Source organism: Tabrizicola aquatica (assembly GCF_002900975.1).
In the GTDB taxonomy this organism is placed as follows: Bacteria; Pseudomonadota; Alphaproteobacteria; order Rhodobacterales; family Rhodobacteraceae; genus Tabrizicola; species Tabrizicola aquatica.
Genome location: NZ_PJON01000001.1, coordinates 1,137,212 through 1,153,360, shown reverse-complemented (window position 1 = coordinate 1,153,360; position 16,149 = coordinate 1,137,212). Strand labels below are relative to the sequence as shown.

Genomic DNA, 16,149 nt, shown 5'->3' with positions numbered 1-16,149 from the left:
CGGAAAGGACGGGGGCAGGTCATGCGCTTGGGCCCGCCTGCCGGGCGCGCGGGGCTGGCGGGCGGTATGGCGCGAAGGTGGATATCGCGAGGCGTGGGATGCGCCCGCTGCGCCGTGCCGCCACGATTGGGGCGGGGCTGATCCTTGGCGACACGGGCAGCAGGTGCGCGGGTTGGTGTCGGCAGCGCGGGGGGCGGACCGGAGGGCATCAGACGCCGACGTCGGGACCGGCGCAGGGCAAGGGGCCGCCGTCGCGGGAATGTTCGACGATCTCCCACCCGCCGCCTTCGCCCATGTAGCGGCCGCGAATTTTGCCGTTTTCCAGGAAGTACAGCCAGCAGGCCGGGTCGGGGTCGTTCTCGTAGGCAAAGCAGATCTCGTCGCCCGCCTGATACCAGGTGCCGTAGATGCACAGGTCGCCCTCGAACGCCCAGCGGACGCGGCGGTCGGCGAGGTATTCCTCGGTCCCGAAGAGGCCGCCGCCGTAGTCATAGGTGATCGTGGCGCCAAGGGTGGCGGCGTCGAACTCGGGCGCGGAGAGCGGCGTTTCGGCGAGGACGGGCGTGGCGGTCAGGATCAGGGCGGCAAGAAGATGGCGCATCTACGGCTCCAGCAGGTCGGTTCGGGGGGAGACTGCCAGAGACGGGAGCGATTGGCCAGTCAAGCGCCCGTGTCTTGCGCAGGGCGCGCGGAGGGGCGGTGGCGCTGGGCCGAACAGGTGCGACGGTGTCGCGTCGAGGGGGCAGCGTGCGGCGGGTCACGCGGGGCGGGTGTGGAAACGGCGTCGGGGGTGCGGGGCTATCTGTTGGCGGCTGGACTGAGGCGACGAGTCAGGCTTGCGCGGTTGCGGGTCTGGCGCGGCGATGGAGGTTGGTGGGGGCGGCAAAGCCGATGCACCGACGCCGGGTTGGTCACGCTTGGTGGGGGCGGGTGGCTGGAACGCTTTGCGGCGCCAGTCAGGCTGCGAGGCATCACTGACCTAGGGCAGGCGAGAGTGGTCACCGCGCGGATTGCTTGGCCTCGGCGGCCTGCCACTTGGCAAGATGCGGGCGAATCAGGCGCTTCCACTGGCGGGGGGCGAGGGCCAGCGCGCAGGCCAGGGGCAGGGGCCAGGGTAGGCGGGGGGCCTCGCCCTCGGGCGGAAGGCGAAGCGCGGGGAAGGGACGCCCGGGGTGGGCGTGGTGGTCCGAGTGGCGGGGGGCGTTCAGCATGAGGGCCGAGGAAAACCAATGCGCGGTGTTCCAGCTGTGGCGCAGGCCCACCGGCTCTAGCCGGCCGTCGGGCTGGCGCAGGCGGGTCAGGCCGTAGTGCTGGACATAGTCGGACAGAAGGACCTGGCTTTGCGCATGCAGGGCAAGGCCGGCCCAGGCCAGAAGGCCCGGCAGGCCAGCGATCAGCGCGGCCAGCACCAGGGCCGACAGGCTGCCGGCGATGTAGAAGTAGTAGGGGTGCAGACCCAGCCGGCTGCCGCGCGCGCGCAGATCGCTTTCCGCCCGCAGGCCCTGCAGGAAGCTGCCGCGCCAGGCGCGGAGCGCAAAGCGGTAGAACCCCTCGCCCGCGCGAGCGGTGTTCGGGTCCTCGGCGCTGCCGACATGGCGGTGGTGGACTAGCCGATGCGCGCTGGCGTGCTGGCCGAAAAGCAGCGCGACATAGACGGCGGCACCAAGCCGGAACAGCTCGCGCCGGGGGCGGTGGATCAGCTCGTGCGCGGCGGGGTGGGCGACCTGGCCCAGCCAGAAGCCGGTGGCGAAGAAGCACAGCACACGCTCGCCCGCCGTCAGGGGGCTGTCGCCGGCGATGGCCCAGGTGGCCACCGGCAGGATCGTCAGCGCGCCAAGGCCAAGGCTGACCAGAAGGATGTCGGCGGCGGGAAACTCCATCCCCTCGTCGGCCCCGGCGGTCAGGGGGATGAGTTGGTCGAGAAGGATCGTCAGCACCGCCATGTACAGGAAGGCCGCCCAAAGCCAGCCGCCGCCCAGCGTCACGCCAAGGGCAAGCAGCGGCAAAGGCAGGAGTGCGGCCAGCGCGAAACCGGCAAGCGGCAGAGGGCGGGGTTGCATCGGCGGGCAGGTCCGGTGAAGGCTGGCGGTCGGGGGGCGGAAGATCGGGGCGGAAGGTCGGGGGCGGGAGGTCTTGGATGCCGGGAACCTTGGGCGAAATCGTGGCGCTTGCAACTGCCATAGTGTCGCTGTCGGCGGCGATCGGCTATTGGCTGGTCTTTGCCGCGCGTGAGGTGAAGGGCTGGGCGGGGGTGGCGGTCAAGACCGGCTCGACCGGGCTGCTGGCGCTGGTGGTGCTGACGTTTCCCTTGGGCGACTGGTTCTGGCTGGTCCCGCTGGGCCTGGCACTGGGCGCGCTGGGCGATCTTTTCCTGGCTTTGGGCGGTATCGCGCGGTTCCTGGCCGGGGTCGCGGCCTTTGGGGCGGGACATCTGGCTTATGCGGGGGGATTTCTTCTGCGCTCGGGCGATCTGGGCTTTGACGGGCTTTCGGGTGCCGAGATCGGGGCGCTGGTGGCGCTGGGGGGGCTGGTCGCCTCGACCGAGATGTGGCTGACGCCCCGGACGGGTGTGCTGCGCCAGCCGGTGCGGGTCTATGTCGGGTTGATCGGGCTGATGGGCGTGGCGGCGGTGCTTTTGCCGGCGCATCCAGGGCAAGGGGTGCTGCGGCTGGGGGCGGGGCTGTTCATCCTGTCGGACCTGATGCTGGCGGTGCAACTGTTCGTCGCGAAGGGCGAGACGGTGCGGCGCTGGCTGGCCCTGACGCTATGGCCCGCCTACTGGGTCGGGCAGGCGCTGATTGCCTGGGGGGCGGTGCTGTATTGGCAAGGGGCGGCCTGACGGACTTTTCACCGCCTGCCAAAGCGACTAGGTGAAGATCAGGATAGCCCGGGGGCCAGGCCGATGTCGTTCTTCAAGAAACTCAAGGACCGGATGTTCCGGTCGTCGGACAAGATCGGCGAGGGGCTGGAGGCGCTGGTCGCGGACGAGGCGGCCCCTCAGACGCCGGCAGCCCCTGCGGCGCAAACGCCGCAGCCAGCAGCCGAGAAACCCGGTATTCTGGGCCGCCTGATCGGCCGGACCGAGGAGCCGCGGCGCGTACTGGACGATGCGATGCTGGAAAGCCTGGAGGAGGTGCTGATCCAGGCCGACATGGGCGTGGATACCGCTGTCCGGGTCACGGCCAACATCGCCGAGGGGCGCTTTGGCAAGCGCATCTCTACCAGCGAGTTGCGGACGGCGCTGGCCGAGGAGGTGGCGCGGATCATGACCCCGGTGGCGCGGCCGATGCCCCTTTATCCGACAAAGCCGCAGGTCGTGCTGGTGGTTGGGGTGAACGGGTCCGGCAAGACGACGACGATCGGGAAACTCGCCAGCCAGTTCAAGGCGGCGGGCAAGTCGGTGGTGATCGCGGCCGGTGACACGTTCCGCGCGGCGGCGGTGGAGCAGTTGCAGATCTGGGGCCAGCGCGCCGGGGTGCCGGTGCTGACCGCGCCCGAAGGCTCGGACCCGGCGTCGCTGGCGTTCGATGCGCTGACCAAGGCGCGGGCGGACGGCGCGGACCTTTTGATGATCGACACGGCGGGGCGGTTGCAGAACCGGGCCGACCTGATGGAGGAGTTGGCCAAGATCGTGCGCGTGATCCGCAAGGTTGATCCAACCGCGCCGCACAACACGCTTCTGGTGCTGGACGCGACCACGGGGCAGAACGCGGTGACGCAGGTCGACATCTTCCGCAAGATCGCCGATGTCTCGGGTCTGGTGATGACCAAGCTGGACGGCACGGCCAAGGGGGGCGTGCTGGTGGCGTTGGCCGACAAGTTCGGCCTGCCGATCCATGCCATCGGTGTGGGCGAGCAGATCGACGACCTTGCGCCCTTCGACCCCGAGGATTTCGCCCGCGCGCTGGTGGGGGCTGCGGAATGATCCGGGCGGCGGCTCTGTTTCTGGCGGCCGGGCTTGCTGCACCTGCGGCGGCCCAGGTCTCGGTCGTCCCGCCGGTCTGCGAGGCGGTGCTGGCGCGGCTGATCGCGATTGCCGAGCCGGTCGCTCCGCTTGCCGCGACCGTGACGCCAAGCGCGATGGAGGGCTGTCTTTACACGGACCTGCGGCTGGACCTGCCGGGCCAGTATATGCCGGATGTGCTGATGGACAGCCTGCATCTGTCCGGCGCGCTGCAATGGGTTGCCGATGGCACGACCGTTCCCGACCGGCTGTCGGTGCGGGTGCAAGGCCTGCGGATGGTGGTGAAGCTGGACGTTCCGCATTTGGATTGGCTTTACGCGGCCCAGGCGCAAGCGAAGTCGAACCTGATCCGGGTCGAGATGGACCTGGCCTGGGATGCGCCGGCGCGTGTGCTGGCCGTGGAGGGGCTGACCGTCGATCTGCCGGGCGAGAACCTGGTGACGCTCAGCGCCAAGGTTGCGGGGGTGGACCTGGGCTCGGTCGGGGCGGCGCAGATGTCGCTGACCAGCTTTGCCGTGACCGAGGCCGACCTGATGGTGCAAAGCCACGGGTTCTTCGAGACCTACCTGCTGATGGGCCTGGGGGAAAGTCTGCTGCAGAGCGAGGGCGACATCGACGCCGCCGCCGAGGCGCTGCGGCAAGAGGCGAAGGCGGGGATCGCCGATCTGCCCGAGGCGCTGGTCTCGGCCGAAAGCAAGGCCGCGCTGGTGGCGCTGGTGGAGGAGATGCCCAACCCAGCGGGCCGGTTGACGGTGCGGCTGCGGTCCGAGGCCGGGCTTGGTCCGGTGCGGCTGCTGGGGCCGGTGATGACCGGGATGCCGCAGGGTCTGGCCGAGGTGGTGCCGCTGTTGCAGGGCGTGACCCTGGACATTGGATGGAGCCCCGAGGATGCTCCGTAACCTGGCCGTTCTGGCGGCGCTGGCACTGGCGCGTCCCGCCCTGGCCGAGCCGGTTCCGGCCGATTGTGCCGCCCTGATCGCGCCCTTGCAGGGGCTGGAGGGCTATGTCCTTGCCGCCCCGCCGCAGGCCCCGGCCGATGGCTGGTGCGTGTTTGACGGGGCGACGTTGCGGACCCCGGCGCTGGACCGGCCCAATGTCAGTGTCGAGCGGTTGCGCCTGCGCGGCAGCGTCGAGGCGGGCGCGCTGGTCGCGCTGGCGGTCGAGGCCGAGGGGCTGCGGCTGCAACCCAAGGCGGGCGACCGGCAGATGGACGACCGGCTACGCTCGATTTTGCGGTTGCAGGTGGTGGATGTCAGCCTTGCGGCCAGTCTGGAGGACGGGGTGGTCGCGCTGCGCCCGCTGATTTTGCGGCTGGGCAGCGGCATGACCTTGCGGCTGGATGTGGAGGGGCGGGCCGGGGGGCTGGACCCCGCCGCGTTGCTGGCGGGGCGGCTGACCGGGTTGGCGCTGGACTGGCAGAACGACGGGCGCAGCCTGCGGCCGGTGATGGAGATGCTGGGCGAACGGCTGGTCGATGGGGCAAAGGGTAGCGCGGCCGTCGATGCGGCGCGGCTGGCGCTGCGGATGCTTGGCGACAACTTGCCCGAGACGCTGTTCGGCGAGGACGGGCGGTCCGAGCTTGCCGCGCTGCTTGCCGCCCTGCCGCATGGCCGGGGACGGCTGCATCTGGCATTCGCCGCCGAGCCGGGGATCGGTGCGGCGCAGGTGGCGGTGCTGGCGCTGTCCGGCGATCCGGCCTCATCCGAGGCGCTGGGGCGCTTTCTGGACGGCGCGCGGCTGGAGCTGGACTGGACACCCGGTCTGTCACCTTGAGCGCCTATCTGCAAAGCCTGGAGGGAACCCTTGCGGGGCAGGACCTGGCTCTGGCGCTGGCCTTGCTGGCGGCGGTGCTGCATGCGCTGTTCGGCGCGTTGCAGAAGGGTCGGCACGATCCCTGGCTAAGCCGGGCGGCGATTGATGCCAATTATGGGCTGATCGCAGTGCCCTTCGCGCTGTTTGCCGTGCCCTGGCCCGAGCCGCATATGTGGCCGATCTTCGCGGGCGCGGTGGTGATCCACTCGGTCTACAAGGTGTTGCAGGCGATGACCTACAGCCGGGGGGCCTTTACCGTGGTCTACCCGGTGGTGCGCGGCACGGGGCCGTTCTTCACGGTGATCGGTGCGGGCCTGGTCTTTGGCGAGACCTTCGCGCCGGGGCAATGGGCGGGCCTGGGCCTTCTGGTCGGCGGTATCCTGGGGCTGGCCGCCTGGAACCTGGTGCACGTGACGGTGGACCGCGCGACGCTGGTCCCGGCGCTGGGGCTTGCGGTGGCCACGGGGGCCATGGTCGCGACCTATACCACCTATGACGCCTATGGCATCCGGGCGACGGCGGACCCTTTCACTTTCCTGGCCTGGTTCTTCATGCTGGACGGCGTCTTTATCCCCGCCCTGACCTGGCGGCGCTGGAGCCGTCTGGCGCGCGAGGAAGCGGTTCCCCTGCTAAAACGGGGTGTATTGGGCGCATTCGTCGCCTATTTCAGTTTCGGCTCGATCATGCTGGCCACGCGGCTGGACAAGGTGGGCGAGGCGGCGGCGCTGCGCGAGACCAGCACCGTCTTTGCCGCCTTGATCGGCTGGCTGGTTCTGGGCGAGAAGGTGGGGCCGGTCCGGGCGGGCCTGATGGCGCTGATCGCGGCGGGCGCGGTCATCATGGAATTCGCGGGGTAAGGCGATGGCGGAAAAGAAGATCAACCCGGTCCTGAAACAGGTGCTGGAACTGGGACCGACGGTCGTCTTCTTCCTGATCTACATGTGGATCAAGGATGAGTCGTACCTGATCGCCGGCACGACATATTCGGGCTTCATTGTGGCAGCCGTGGTGCTGGTGCCGCTGCTTCTTGCCTCGATTGCGGCGCTGTGGTGGCTGACCGGCAGCCTGAGCCGGATGCAGATCTTCGTCGCGGTGATGGTGATCTTCTTCGGCGGGCTGACCGCCTGGTTCAACGACGAAAGCTTCTTCAAGATGAAGACGACGATCGTCTACGGCACCTTCGCGGTGATCCTGGGGATCGGGCTTTTGCGTGGCACAAGCCTGCTGCAATGGGTGATGGCCGAGGCTTTGCCCATGAAACCAGAGGGTTGGATGATCCTGACCCGCCGCCTGACAGTGATGTTCGCGGCGCTTGCGGTGGCGAACGAGGTGATCTGGCGCACCCAGTCGACCGAGCTTTGGGTCAAGCTGGAGACCTTTGCGATGCCCGCCGCATTGTTCCTGTTCCTGATGGTGAACTTCGCGATGCTGCAGTCCTACATCGACGAGCCGCCCAAGGACGAACCCTGAGCATTTGCACAGGAATGCCCCGGCGCGGTCCGGTTCATGCCGCAGGCCTGCCTTGATGGTCGGGTAGATCTTGAGGCGACCTGAGGGGGTTCGCCATGTACCGTCATCCGTTCGATCTTGTCCGCCTGTTCCTTAGCCTGTTTCAGGATCTGCCGCCGCTAAGCCGGGCGCTGTATCTGCCGGGCGCGGTGCTGCTGATCGGCTATCCGGTCCTGTCGGTGATGCTGGGCCCCGACCATGAGGGGCAGGCCTTCGTGACCGCGTTCCTTGCCGCGCTGGCCGTCCGGCTGGGTCTGGGCTTCGAAGGCATGGTGCGGCGGATGCTGACGCGCTACTCCACCGCGCAGGCCGTGCTGTTCGCCGTGGCTTTCGCGCTGCTGCCGATGCTGGTTCTGGCGGCCGTGGACGACCCGGTCTGGTGCCAGCGGATGCAAAGCGTGTTCTATGTGGTGATCGGCGGCGTGTTCCTGATCGACGTGATCCAGGGCAAGACCGCGACCGCCGCCAGCTTCTGGCCGGATGCCGAGATGCGTGACCATCTGCCGAACCTGACCCGGATGATGGTGGTCTACAACTTCGCGTTCCTCTTGCTGAACGAGACCCTGATCCGCGCTCTGGATACGTCGTACTGGCTGCTGTTCTGGGCGGTGCTGCCGGTGATCGGTCACATGATCCTGCGGGCCATGGTCCTGACCGTGATCAACCTGGACGACGACGCCCACCCGATCTGAGGCGATACGGTCTGATCGCCCCGTGCGGTCAGCTGGTCACCTTGCACCCAGCCTTCTTCACATCCAGACACCGCCGCAGCGCCGTCAGCACCCCTGGCGGCGCATTCGACAAGGGCAGGAAGCCCAGGCCCGACAGGCTGCGGGCATAGGCGCGGGACAGAGTGGGATCGAGATCCATCGCTGCGGCGTAATGGGCATAGGCCTCCTCAAGCCGGGCCAGGCCCACGTCGATCTGCGCCAGGGTGTCGTGATAGACCGCCTCCATCCGCCGGCCTTCGATCGCCTGGCGCAGGGGTTGGGTGACCTGATCGGCCGCCGCAAGATCGCCCGTCAGTAGAAGCGCCCGGCCCTTCACGTTCACCGCCGCAAGACTTTCGGGATAGCGCGCAAGCAGGGCATCCGCCTCGGCGGTGACGGTGGCGGCGGGGGCATAGTGCGACAGGGCCAGAAGGCGGCGCGACAGGATGTCCTCTTCGATCGCGGGGACAGGGTCGGGCACCACATCGGGGCGCAGCGCCTGGTCGGCGGTGGCCACCACCTCCTCATGCCGGCCAAGGGCTGCCAGCGCGGAAAGCTTGTTGCGATAGGCGTTCTGGTAGCCGGGGAAGAGCGAGATCGCGGTGTCGAAATAGGCCAGCGCCTCTTCCGCGCGGCCGAGGTCGATCAGGCAGCGGCCCTTCACCTCGTTGGCATAGGCGAAGCTGGGGTCGATGCGCAGGGCATTGTCGGCGTCGAAATCGCAGCGTTCGCCCATGCGGTACTGCCACCAGACCTCGGCTCGGTTGGCCCAGGCATCGACGTTATCCTCGACCGCCAGCGCCGCCGAGTAATGCGCCAGCGCCTCGGCCGCCTCGCCCTTGTCATAGGCGACGTTGCCCAGCTCGACCCAGATCCAGGCATTGTCGGCGGAAAAGCCAAGCGCCTCTTTCAGGACGGCGTCCGCCTCGTCATAGCGGCCAAGAAGGCGCAGCGCCTCGGCCTTGAAGGCAAGGGCCATGGCGGCGGCGCTGTTGTTTTCGGCCGCCGCGAAGGCCTGGTCGCAAAGGGTGATGCGGGCCGCGTAGTCCGGGCCGCGATCCTCGCAGGTCTGGGCGAGGAGGGGGTTGGGCATCAGGGTGGCAAGGACGAAAAGCAAGGGGCGCATGGAAACCTGCGGGGGCAATGGGGCGGGGCAAGCGTCCTTTACCTGTGGCTGAAAATCAAGGGCCGCGCGGCCGGGTTGACCCCGGCAGGCCACGGGCGTAAGAGGCAGGCCGTGGCGCTTTGTTACCGGATTGCGGGCCACGTTAAACAAACCGCTAAAGAGGTGAAGGGCATCGGCCCCGGCACCTTTCGGTTCCGGGGTTTTTTCTTGGCCGGGGGCCATGCTGGGGAAGATCACACGATGACGAAGGACTGGAAGACCCGCACAAGCCTGGTGCATGAAGGCAGCCGCCGCAGCCAGTATGGTGAGATGGCCGAAGCGATCTTCCTGACGCAGGGCTTCGTCTACCCGACCGCCGAGGCGGCCGAAGCGCGGTTCGTCAAGGCGGGCGAGGACGAGTTCATCTATGCCCGCTACGGCAACCCCACGACCCGGATGTTCGAAGAGCGCATCGCCGCGCTGGAGGGGACCGAGGATGCCTTTGCCACCGCCAGCGGCATGGCGGCGGTCTCGGGCGCGCTGATGGCCTGTCTGCGGGCCGGCGACCATGTGGTCAGCGCCCGCGCGCTGTTCGGGTCCTGCCTCTATGTCCTGGAAGAGGTGCTGGGGCGCTTTGGCGTCAAGGTGACCTTCGTCGATGGCGCGGACCTGGACCAATGGCGCGCAGCGGTCACGCCCGGCACCAAGGCGGTGTTCTTCGAGTCGATGTCGAACCCGACGCTGGAGTTGGTGGATATCCGCGGCGTGTCCGAGATCGCCCATGCGGCGGGTGCGCTGGTCATCTGCGACAACGTCTTTGCAACGCCGATCTTTTCCCGCGCGGTCGAGCAGGGGGCGGATGTGGTGGTCTATTCCACGACCAAGCACATCGACGGGCAGGGCCGGGCGCTGGGGGGCGTGGTTTGCGGCACGACCGCCTTCGTGCGCAAGGTGCTGGAACCCTACATGAAGCATACCGGCGGCAGCATGAGCCCGTTTACCGCCTGGATGCACTTGAACGGCATGGCGACGCTGGACCTGCGGTGCCGGGCGATGGCGGACACCGCGTTGCAGGTCGCCCGCGCGCTGGAAGGGCATGGCAAGGTGACGAAGGTGATCTATCCGGGCCTGGAAAGCCACCCGCAGCACGCGCTGGCGATGGCGCAGATGGGCTCGGGCGGGACGCTGGTCACGTTCGAGATCGCGGGCGGCAAGGACGCGGCCTTCCGCTTCATGAACGCGCTGGAGATCGCCAAGATCTCGAACAACCTGGGCGATGCCAAGACCATCGCGACGCATCCGGCCACGACGACGCACCAGCGCCTGCCGCAGGACCAGAAGGACGCGCTGGGGATCACGCCGGGTCTGATCCGGCTTTCTTTGGGGCTGGAGGATGCGGGCGATCTGGTCGCGGATCTGGCGCAGGCGCTTTCGGTGGCATGAGTGTCGCAAAGACCGCTTGTGTCCTGCGGCAAAATGCCTATCTGATGGGGACCTGCCCCGGACCAGGGTGATCCGGCGGCGGAGTTCCTGCGTAGAACATTCCGGAAATTGATGGTGGCCAACCGGCCGCCTGAACCGAAAGGACCGCCCGATGAACATCCATACCCCCGATTTCGACCGCATCCCCTCGCGCGAAGAGGCAGAGGCGGCGCTGGCCGTGCTGCGGCAGTGGGCGGGCAAGTCCTCGGACGACGAAATCGCACGGCTGGATTCCGCGCTGGGCTATCTTTTGCCCGGGCAGGGCTATCCTGCCCTGTCGCGCGACTATCCGCAGGGCTTTCGGCCCGATGCGGCCTATCGCGACAGCATGCCCGACTTGCAGAATGGGCCGTCCAGCCTGATCCGGGGCGCCAAGGCGCGTATTCAGCATGTCGGCATCTCGAACTTCCGCCTGCCGATCCGCTTTGCCACCCGTGACGGCGGCGCGCTGGTGCTGGAGACCAGCGTGACCGGCACCGTCAGCCTGGAGGCTGAAAAGAAGGGCATCAACATGAGCCGCATCATGCGGTCGTTCTATGCCCATGCAGAGAAAGAATTTTCCTTTGGCGTGATCGAGGCGGCGCTGGACGACTACATGCGCGACCTTGGGTCGTTCGATGCGCGCATCCAGATGCGGGCGTCCTTCCCGATGCAGATGACCTCGCTGCGGTCGGGCCTGTCGGGCTGGCAGTATTACGACATCGCGCTGGAACTGGTCGAGGTGGCCGGGGTCCGCAAGCGGATCGTGCATCTGGACTATGTCTATTCCTCGACCTGCCCGTGCAGCCTGGAACTGTCGGAACATGCGCGCTCGGTGCGGGGTCAGTTGGCGACGCCGCACTCGCAGCGCTCGGTCGCGCGGCTGTCGGTGGAACTGACGGGCGAGATGTGGATCGAGGATCTGGTGGACCTGGCGCGTGGCGCGGTGGTGACCGAGACCCAGGTGATGGTGAAGCGCGAGGATGAGCAGGCCTTTGCGGAACTGAACGCGGCGAACCCGATCTTCGTCGAGGATGCGGCGCGCCTCTTCTGCGAGGCGTTGCGGCGCGACGCGCGGATCGGGGATTTCCGGGTGATTGCCAGCCATCAGGAGTCCTTGCACAGCCACGACGCGATCAGCCTGCTGACCGAAGGCGCGACCTTCGCGGCCGAAAGCCTGGACCCGCGTCTGTTCCAGGGATTGATCCACGCCGGTTGACCAGCGGCGCAGGGCCGCGTAGCCATGCGCCATCATGGTTGACCTCCGCCCCGTCGCCTATGTCATTGGCCGCATCCTGATCGTCCTGGCGATCCTGATGCTGGCCCCGGCCATCATCGATTGGCGCGCGGGGCTGGAGAATGGCATCGCCTTTCTGCAATCTGCCGCGCTGACCGGCGTGGTGGGCGGGGCCTTGACCCTGTCCACCGGCAATGCGCTGGGGCGGGCGCTGGACACGCGGCAGGCCTATCTGCTGACCGCAGGGATCTGGTTCCTGGTCCCGTTCTTCGGCGCCTTGCCCTTCTGGATCGGCGCGCCCGGCCTGTCGCTTCTGTACGCCTATTTCGAGGGCGTCTCGGGGATCACCACCACCGGGGCCACGGTCATCTATGGGCTGGAGGAACTGCCGGCGGGGATGAACCTGTGGCGCGGGATGCTGAACTGGCTGGGCGGGCTGGGGATCGCCTTCATCGCGATGATCTTTCTGCCGTTGATGCGGGTCGGCGGGATGCAGTTCTTCCGCACCGAAGGCTTTGACACCTTTGGCAAGGCCCTGCCGCGCGCCACCGACATCGCGCGGCAACTGCTGGTGATCTATGTCGGGCTGACGGTGATCTGCATCGCGGTCTATTCCGCCATCGGCATGAGCGCGCTTGACGCGGTGGTCGGCGGTTTTGCCACCATCGCCACAGGGGGCTTCTTTCCGGCGGATGTGTCCTTTGAGAAATACAGCGGCGCGGGCGAGTATTTCGGCGCGCTGTTCATGGTCCTCGGCAGTCTGCCCTATATCCGCTATGTGCAGTTGGTGAATGGCCAGGCGGGGCCGCTGTGGCAGGATAGCCAGCTGCGCGCCTATCTGCGCTGGCTGGCCTATGCCGTGGTCTCGGTCACGGTGTGGCAGATGTGGACCACGGGATCGTCGCTGGAGCCGACCTTCCGCCAGGCGCTGTTCAACCTGAGTTCGATCATGTCCTCGACCGGGTTCTTCTCGGGCAGTTTCCCGACCTGGGGCGGGTTCATGCTGGTCGTGGCCTTCGTGATCGGCGTGATCGGGGCCTGTTCTGGATCATCGGCGGCGGGGCTGTCGGTCTTTCGCGTGCAACTGGTCATCGCCGTCCTGAAACGCGAGATCCGGCGGATCGCCAACCCCTCGGCGGTGGACCCGATCCGCTATGAAGGGCGGGCGGTGGAAGAAGATGTGCTGAACGCGCTGATCCTGTTCGTGTCCAGCTTCGTGCTGCTGCTGGGCATCTTCACCGTGTCGATCACGTTGCTGGGCGTGGACTCGGTCTCGGCGCTGTTCGCGGTCTGGACGACGCTGGGCAATGTCGGCTACGGCTTCGGCCCGCTGGTCGAGCGGACCGGGACCTTCATCGACTTTCCACCCGGCGCCATTGCGATCATGGCGCTGTGCATGATCCTTGGGCGTCTGGGCCTGCTGGCGATCCTGGTGATGGTGTTGCCCAGCTTCTGGCGGCGCTAGTCCCAGCAGGAGACCAGCGCCGTCATCCCCAGACCCGCCGCCGACAGGTCCGACGGCGGCAGCGCCGCGCGGCGTTCGGCTTGCAGCGGGGTCAGGCCCGAGCCGGTCAGAAGACGCGCGATCTCGGCCCCGGCGGCGGCGAAGTGGACGCCCTCGGGCAGTTGCCGGGTCGCATCGGTCGGGCGAGGCAGCAGCATCCCGATCACCGCGCCGGTGGCATCCAGCACCGGCCCGCCGGCATCGCCGGGCAGGGTGGCCACGGCCAACCGCTTCACGCCGGGTTCGCCGTTCAGGCCGGTCACCTCTTCCAGGGTGCCGAAGGTCATCACCGGGGCGGGCAGGCGGTCCTCATAGGGGTAGCCGGCAACCATCACCTCGGTCCCGGTGCGTTCGGGGGCAAGCTGGAATTCGGCCACAGCGCGGGGCGAAAGGGCGGCTGCGGGTTTCAGCAAGGCCAGGCCCGTGGCGGCATCGGTCAGGGTCACCGTCGCCTCGGTCGTGCGGTCGATGGTGACGCGGGCGCAGCCCTGCACCGCCTCGGCCGTGGTCAGCACCGCGCCGCTGGCATCGACGAACAGGCCCGAGCGGCTGAACCGGGGCTTGCGCACCTCTAGCCCCGAGAGGAGGCCGGCCTTCGTCTCGGCCGACATGGCGACCATGCCGGGGTCCAGCGCCTTGTCGTCGCGGGGGGCGAAGCTGGATTCGATCGTGCGGATGATCCGGGCATCGCGCGCCTCGTTCCCCGGCGAGGAGATGTACATCCAGCCCTTGATCAGCCCGCCCGTCAGTTCCGCATAGACGGTGGTGTCATACTTGTCCGAGGTGCCGCGGATGCGAAAGCCGCCCTCGGTCCGATCGCGCGGGCCGGTCAGGGGGACGGATTCCAGCGTTTGCAGGATGTCATAAAGCCCATACAGCGCCGCCTGGTCGCCGGGTTGCGAGATCAGCACGATCTGCGGGCCGGTGCCGGTTTTCGACCGGAAATGCACGAAGGGCGGCTCGTAATGGTCGAATTCCACCAGGCCCAGCGGCAGGGTCAGGGTGATCCCGGCCTCCTCCTCGACCAGTTCGGCAAAGCCGAAGGCGGCGGTCTCGCCGCGCCAGGCGTCCAGAAGGGCGCGGCGCTGGCGGGTGGTCAGGATGCCGGTGGCCTCAACCCCTTGCGCCTCTTGCCAGGCGGACATGGAGTTGCGGGTGCCGGGGCCATAGGCGCCGTCGATGCCGCCGTCGTAGAAGCCGAACCATTGCAGCGCGGTCTGCAATTCCTTGCGCTGGTCCTCGGACAGAAGTGCTTCGCTGTCGCGCGCCTCGGCCCGGGTTTCATCCGGCAGGTCGGCGAGGGCGGGTTCGGTCGTGTCGGGTTCGGTCGTGTCGGGTTCGGGGGCGGCCTCGGTCTCGGGCACGGGAACCACGGCGGGGCTGCCGGCGGGGGGCCAGAACGGCTGTCCCAGGTTGCGGGTGAAGGCGATGAAGCTGTCAGCCGGGATCATCCCGTCACGCGCCAGCCGGGTCATGCGCTGGCGGGCCTCCGTTTCCGGGAAGGGGCCAAGGACGATGCCATACCAGCCCGAGCGAAGCTGGAACCCGGCCGTTTCGGGAAACAGTTCGGCATAGGCGCGGGCGCGTTCCTCGGCCTCGGCCAGGGTGGGTTGCGCCTCGATCTGGATCCAGACGGTGCCGTCCTGCGCGGCTGCGGGGTGGGGCGCCGCCCACAGGGCAAGAGCCGACAGAAGCAGGGCAAACAGGGCAATAGGTCTGAACATAGGGCGTCCCGGACAGGGTTTCACAATCGCGCCGACATTAGTGGACGGGACCGCCGCGGCAAGCCATAACCGGCAGCCCGCCGGTCACAATCCCGCAGGCGGTGCGGCCAATCCGGGAATTGACCCTTGCCGGGCCAATGGATAGGGAAGGCGCGACCCTGCCACGCCCTGTCCTGAAGGTGCGCCATGCCGCATGAGACCACGACGCCCCGCAGTTTCCAGGAGATCATCCTGCGCCTGCAAACCTATTGGGCGAAGCAGGGCTGCGCGGTTCTGCAGCCCTATGACATGGAAGTGGGGGCGGGCACCTTCCACCCGGCGACCACGCTGCGGTCCCTGGGGTCGAAGCCCTGGGCGGCGGCCTATGTCCAGCCCTCGCGCCGGCCGACCGACGGGCGCTATGGCGAGAACCCGAACCGCCTGCAGCACTATTACCAGTATCAGGTCATCATCAAACCCAGCCCGCCGAACCTGCAGGAGCTTTACCTTGGCAGCCTTGCGGCCATCGGCATCGACCTTGGCCTGCATGACATCCGCTTTGTCGAGGATGACTGGGAAAGCCCGACGCTGGGCGCCTGGGGCCTGGGCTGGGAGGTCTGGTGCGACGGGATGGAGGTCAGCCAGTTCACCTATTTCCAGCAGGTCGGCGGACATGACTGCAAGCCGGTCAGTGGCGAGCTGACCTATGGGCTGGAGCGGCTGGCGATGTATGTGATGGGTGTGGACCATGTGATGGACATGCCGTTCAATGACCCCGACGCGCCGATCCCGCTGACCTATGGCGACATCTTCCGCCAGACCGAGGAAGAGTACAGCCGCCACAACTTTGACGGCGCCACGACCGAGATGCTGTTCCAGCATTTCAAGGATGCCGAAGCAGAATGCCAGCGTCTTCTGGCCTTTGCGCCGCAGGACCCCAAGTCCGGCAAGCGGATCATCATGGCGCACCCGGCCTATGACCAGACGATCAAGGCCAGCCACCTGTTCAACCTTCTGGACGCGCGGGGCGTGATCAGCGTCACCGAACGTCAGGCCTATATCGGCCGGGTGCGCGCCCTGGCGAAGCAATGCGCCGATGCCTTCCGGCAGACCGAAGCGGGGGCGGATCTGTGAATGTCGGGCG

At 67.7% G+C, this 16,149-nt stretch carries 15 protein-coding genes and 1 riboswitch; of the genes, 11 read left to right on the top strand and 4 right to left on the bottom strand.

Features of this window, described 5'->3' with window-relative positions:
* Nucleotides 1-208: 208 nt before the first annotated feature.
* Nucleotides 209-601, bottom strand: a complete 393-nt coding sequence (locus CXR42_RS05615; protein WP_103256467.1) for a hypothetical protein — start codon at nucleotides 599-601, stop codon at nucleotides 209-211.
* Nucleotides 602-998: 397 nt separating this feature from the next.
* Nucleotides 999-2,060 carry an alkane 1-monooxygenase gene (locus tag CXR42_RS05610; protein WP_103256466.1) on the bottom strand — a complete coding sequence of 354 codons (1,062 nt, stop codon included), beginning with the start codon at nucleotides 2,058-2,060 and terminating at the stop codon, nucleotides 999-1,001.
* A 77-nt stretch (nucleotides 2,061-2,137) separates the two neighbouring features.
* Here CXR42_RS05610 and CXR42_RS05605 point away from each other — a divergent pair, with 77 nt between their 5' ends.
* The 7 genes from CXR42_RS05605 to CXR42_RS05575 all read left to right on the top strand — a co-directional run bounded on the left by CXR42_RS05605 (nucleotide 2,138) and on the right by CXR42_RS05575 (nucleotide 7,977).
* The gene (locus CXR42_RS05605) at nucleotides 2,138-2,839 is read left to right on the top strand and encodes a lysoplasmalogenase (protein WP_103256465.1); all 702 of its coding nucleotides are present in this window, start codon (nucleotides 2,138-2,140) and stop codon (nucleotides 2,837-2,839) included.
* 63 nt (nucleotides 2,840-2,902) lie between these two features.
* Complete coding sequence (gene ftsY, locus CXR42_RS05600; protein ID WP_103256464.1) at nucleotides 2,903-3,925, top strand: signal recognition particle-docking protein FtsY; 1,023 nt, start codon at nucleotides 2,903-2,905, stop codon at nucleotides 3,923-3,925.
* Nucleotides 3,922-4,863 carry a hypothetical protein gene (locus tag CXR42_RS05595; protein ID WP_103256463.1) on the top strand — a complete coding sequence of 314 codons (942 nt, stop codon included), beginning with the start codon at nucleotides 3,922-3,924 and terminating at the stop codon, nucleotides 4,861-4,863. The genes ftsY and CXR42_RS05595 overlap by 4 nt, the downstream gene beginning before the upstream one ends.
* Entirely contained in the window at nucleotides 4,853-5,737 is an 885-nt protein-coding gene (locus tag CXR42_RS05590) for a hypothetical protein (RefSeq protein ID WP_103256462.1), read from the top strand. The genes CXR42_RS05595 and CXR42_RS05590 overlap by 11 nt, the downstream gene beginning before the upstream one ends.
* Complete coding sequence (locus CXR42_RS05585; RefSeq protein WP_103256461.1) at nucleotides 5,734-6,633, top strand: EamA family transporter; 900 nt, start codon at nucleotides 5,734-5,736, stop codon at nucleotides 6,631-6,633. The genes CXR42_RS05590 and CXR42_RS05585 overlap by 4 nt, the downstream gene beginning before the upstream one ends.
* A gap of 4 nt (nucleotides 6,634-6,637) precedes the next feature.
* Complete coding sequence (locus CXR42_RS05580) at nucleotides 6,638-7,246, top strand: inner membrane-spanning protein YciB (protein ID WP_103256460.1); 609 nt, start codon at nucleotides 6,638-6,640, stop codon at nucleotides 7,244-7,246.
* 95 nt (nucleotides 7,247-7,341) lie between these two features.
* Nucleotides 7,342-7,977, top strand: coding sequence for a hypothetical protein (locus CXR42_RS05575; RefSeq protein WP_103256459.1), 636 nt, complete (start codon nucleotides 7,342-7,344; stop codon nucleotides 7,975-7,977).
* Between the two features lie 28 nt (nucleotides 7,978-8,005).
* Here the strand turns inward: CXR42_RS05575 and CXR42_RS05570 are convergent, their stop codons facing one another.
* On the bottom strand, nucleotides 8,006-9,121 hold the full coding sequence (locus CXR42_RS05570; RefSeq protein ID WP_103256458.1) for a tetratricopeptide repeat protein: 1,116 nt from the start codon (nucleotides 9,119-9,121) through the stop codon (nucleotides 8,006-8,008).
* 101 nt (nucleotides 9,122-9,222) lie between these two features.
* Nucleotides 9,223-9,300: riboswitch (SAM riboswitch) on the top strand.
* A gap of 61 nt (nucleotides 9,301-9,361) precedes the next feature.
* Here CXR42_RS05570 and metZ point away from each other — a divergent pair.
* From metZ to CXR42_RS05555, 3 genes are all read left to right on the top strand, one after another.
* Complete coding sequence (metZ, locus tag CXR42_RS05565; RefSeq protein ID WP_103256457.1) at nucleotides 9,362-10,543, top strand: O-succinylhomoserine sulfhydrylase; 1,182 nt, start codon at nucleotides 9,362-9,364, stop codon at nucleotides 10,541-10,543.
* A gap of 151 nt (nucleotides 10,544-10,694) precedes the next feature.
* The gene (gene folE2, locus CXR42_RS05560) at nucleotides 10,695-11,780 is read left to right on the top strand and encodes a GTP cyclohydrolase FolE2 (protein ID WP_103256456.1); all 1,086 of its coding nucleotides are present in this window, start codon (nucleotides 10,695-10,697) and stop codon (nucleotides 11,778-11,780) included.
* 34 nt (nucleotides 11,781-11,814) lie between these two features.
* Nucleotides 11,815-13,263 (top strand): TrkH family potassium uptake protein, encoded by a 1,449-nt coding sequence (locus CXR42_RS05555; protein ID WP_103256455.1) that lies wholly within the window; start codon nucleotides 11,815-11,817, stop codon nucleotides 13,261-13,263.
* Here CXR42_RS05555 and CXR42_RS05550 read toward each other — a convergent pair.
* Entirely contained in the window at nucleotides 13,260-15,026 is a 1,767-nt protein-coding gene (locus tag CXR42_RS05550) for a trypsin-like peptidase domain-containing protein (RefSeq protein ID WP_245875345.1), read from the bottom strand. The genes CXR42_RS05555 and CXR42_RS05550 overlap by 4 nt on opposite strands.
* Nucleotides 15,027-15,212: 186 nt before the next feature.
* Here CXR42_RS05550 and CXR42_RS05545 point away from each other — a divergent pair, with 186 nt between their 5' ends.
* The gene (locus CXR42_RS05545) at nucleotides 15,213-16,139 is read left to right on the top strand and encodes a glycine--tRNA ligase subunit alpha (protein WP_103256454.1); all 927 of its coding nucleotides are present in this window, start codon (nucleotides 15,213-15,215) and stop codon (nucleotides 16,137-16,139) included.
* Nucleotides 16,140-16,149: the final 10 nt, after the last annotated feature.

Bases quoted from the DNA above. Each gene is read 5' to 3' on its own strand.
- CXR42_RS05615 (WP_103256467.1), bottom strand. From the start codon at position 601: ATGCGCCATCTTCTTGCCGCCCTGATCCTGACCGCCACGCCCGTCCTC.
- CXR42_RS05610 (WP_103256466.1), bottom strand. From the start codon at position 2,060: ATGCAACCCCGCCCTCTGCCGCTTGCCGGTTTCGCGCTGGCCGCACTC.
- CXR42_RS05605 (WP_103256465.1), top strand. From the start codon at position 2,138: ATGCCGGGAACCTTGGGCGAAATCGTGGCGCTTGCAACTGCCATAGTG.
- ftsY (WP_103256464.1), top strand. From the start codon at position 2,903: ATGTCGTTCTTCAAGAAACTCAAGGACCGGATGTTCCGGTCGTCGGAC.
- CXR42_RS05595 (WP_103256463.1), top strand. From the start codon at position 3,922: ATGATCCGGGCGGCGGCTCTGTTTCTGGCGGCCGGGCTTGCTGCACCT.
- CXR42_RS05590 (WP_103256462.1), top strand. From the start codon at position 4,853: ATGCTCCGTAACCTGGCCGTTCTGGCGGCGCTGGCACTGGCGCGTCCC.
- CXR42_RS05580 (WP_103256460.1), top strand. From the start codon at position 6,638: ATGGCGGAAAAGAAGATCAACCCGGTCCTGAAACAGGTGCTGGAACTG.
- CXR42_RS05575 (WP_103256459.1), top strand. From the start codon at position 7,342: ATGTACCGTCATCCGTTCGATCTTGTCCGCCTGTTCCTTAGCCTGTTT.
- CXR42_RS05570 (WP_103256458.1), bottom strand. From the start codon at position 9,121: ATGCGCCCCTTGCTTTTCGTCCTTGCCACCCTGATGCCCAACCCCCTC.
- metZ (WP_103256457.1), top strand. From the start codon at position 9,362: ATGACGAAGGACTGGAAGACCCGCACAAGCCTGGTGCATGAAGGCAGC.
- folE2 (WP_103256456.1), top strand. From the start codon at position 10,695: ATGAACATCCATACCCCCGATTTCGACCGCATCCCCTCGCGCGAAGAG.
- CXR42_RS05555 (WP_103256455.1), top strand. From the start codon at position 11,815: ATGGTTGACCTCCGCCCCGTCGCCTATGTCATTGGCCGCATCCTGATC.
- CXR42_RS05550 (WP_245875345.1), bottom strand. From the start codon at position 15,026: ATGTTCAGACCTATTGCCCTGTTTGCCCTGCTTCTGTCGGCTCTTGCC.
- CXR42_RS05545 (WP_103256454.1), top strand. From the start codon at position 15,213: ATGCCGCATGAGACCACGACGCCCCGCAGTTTCCAGGAGATCATCCTG.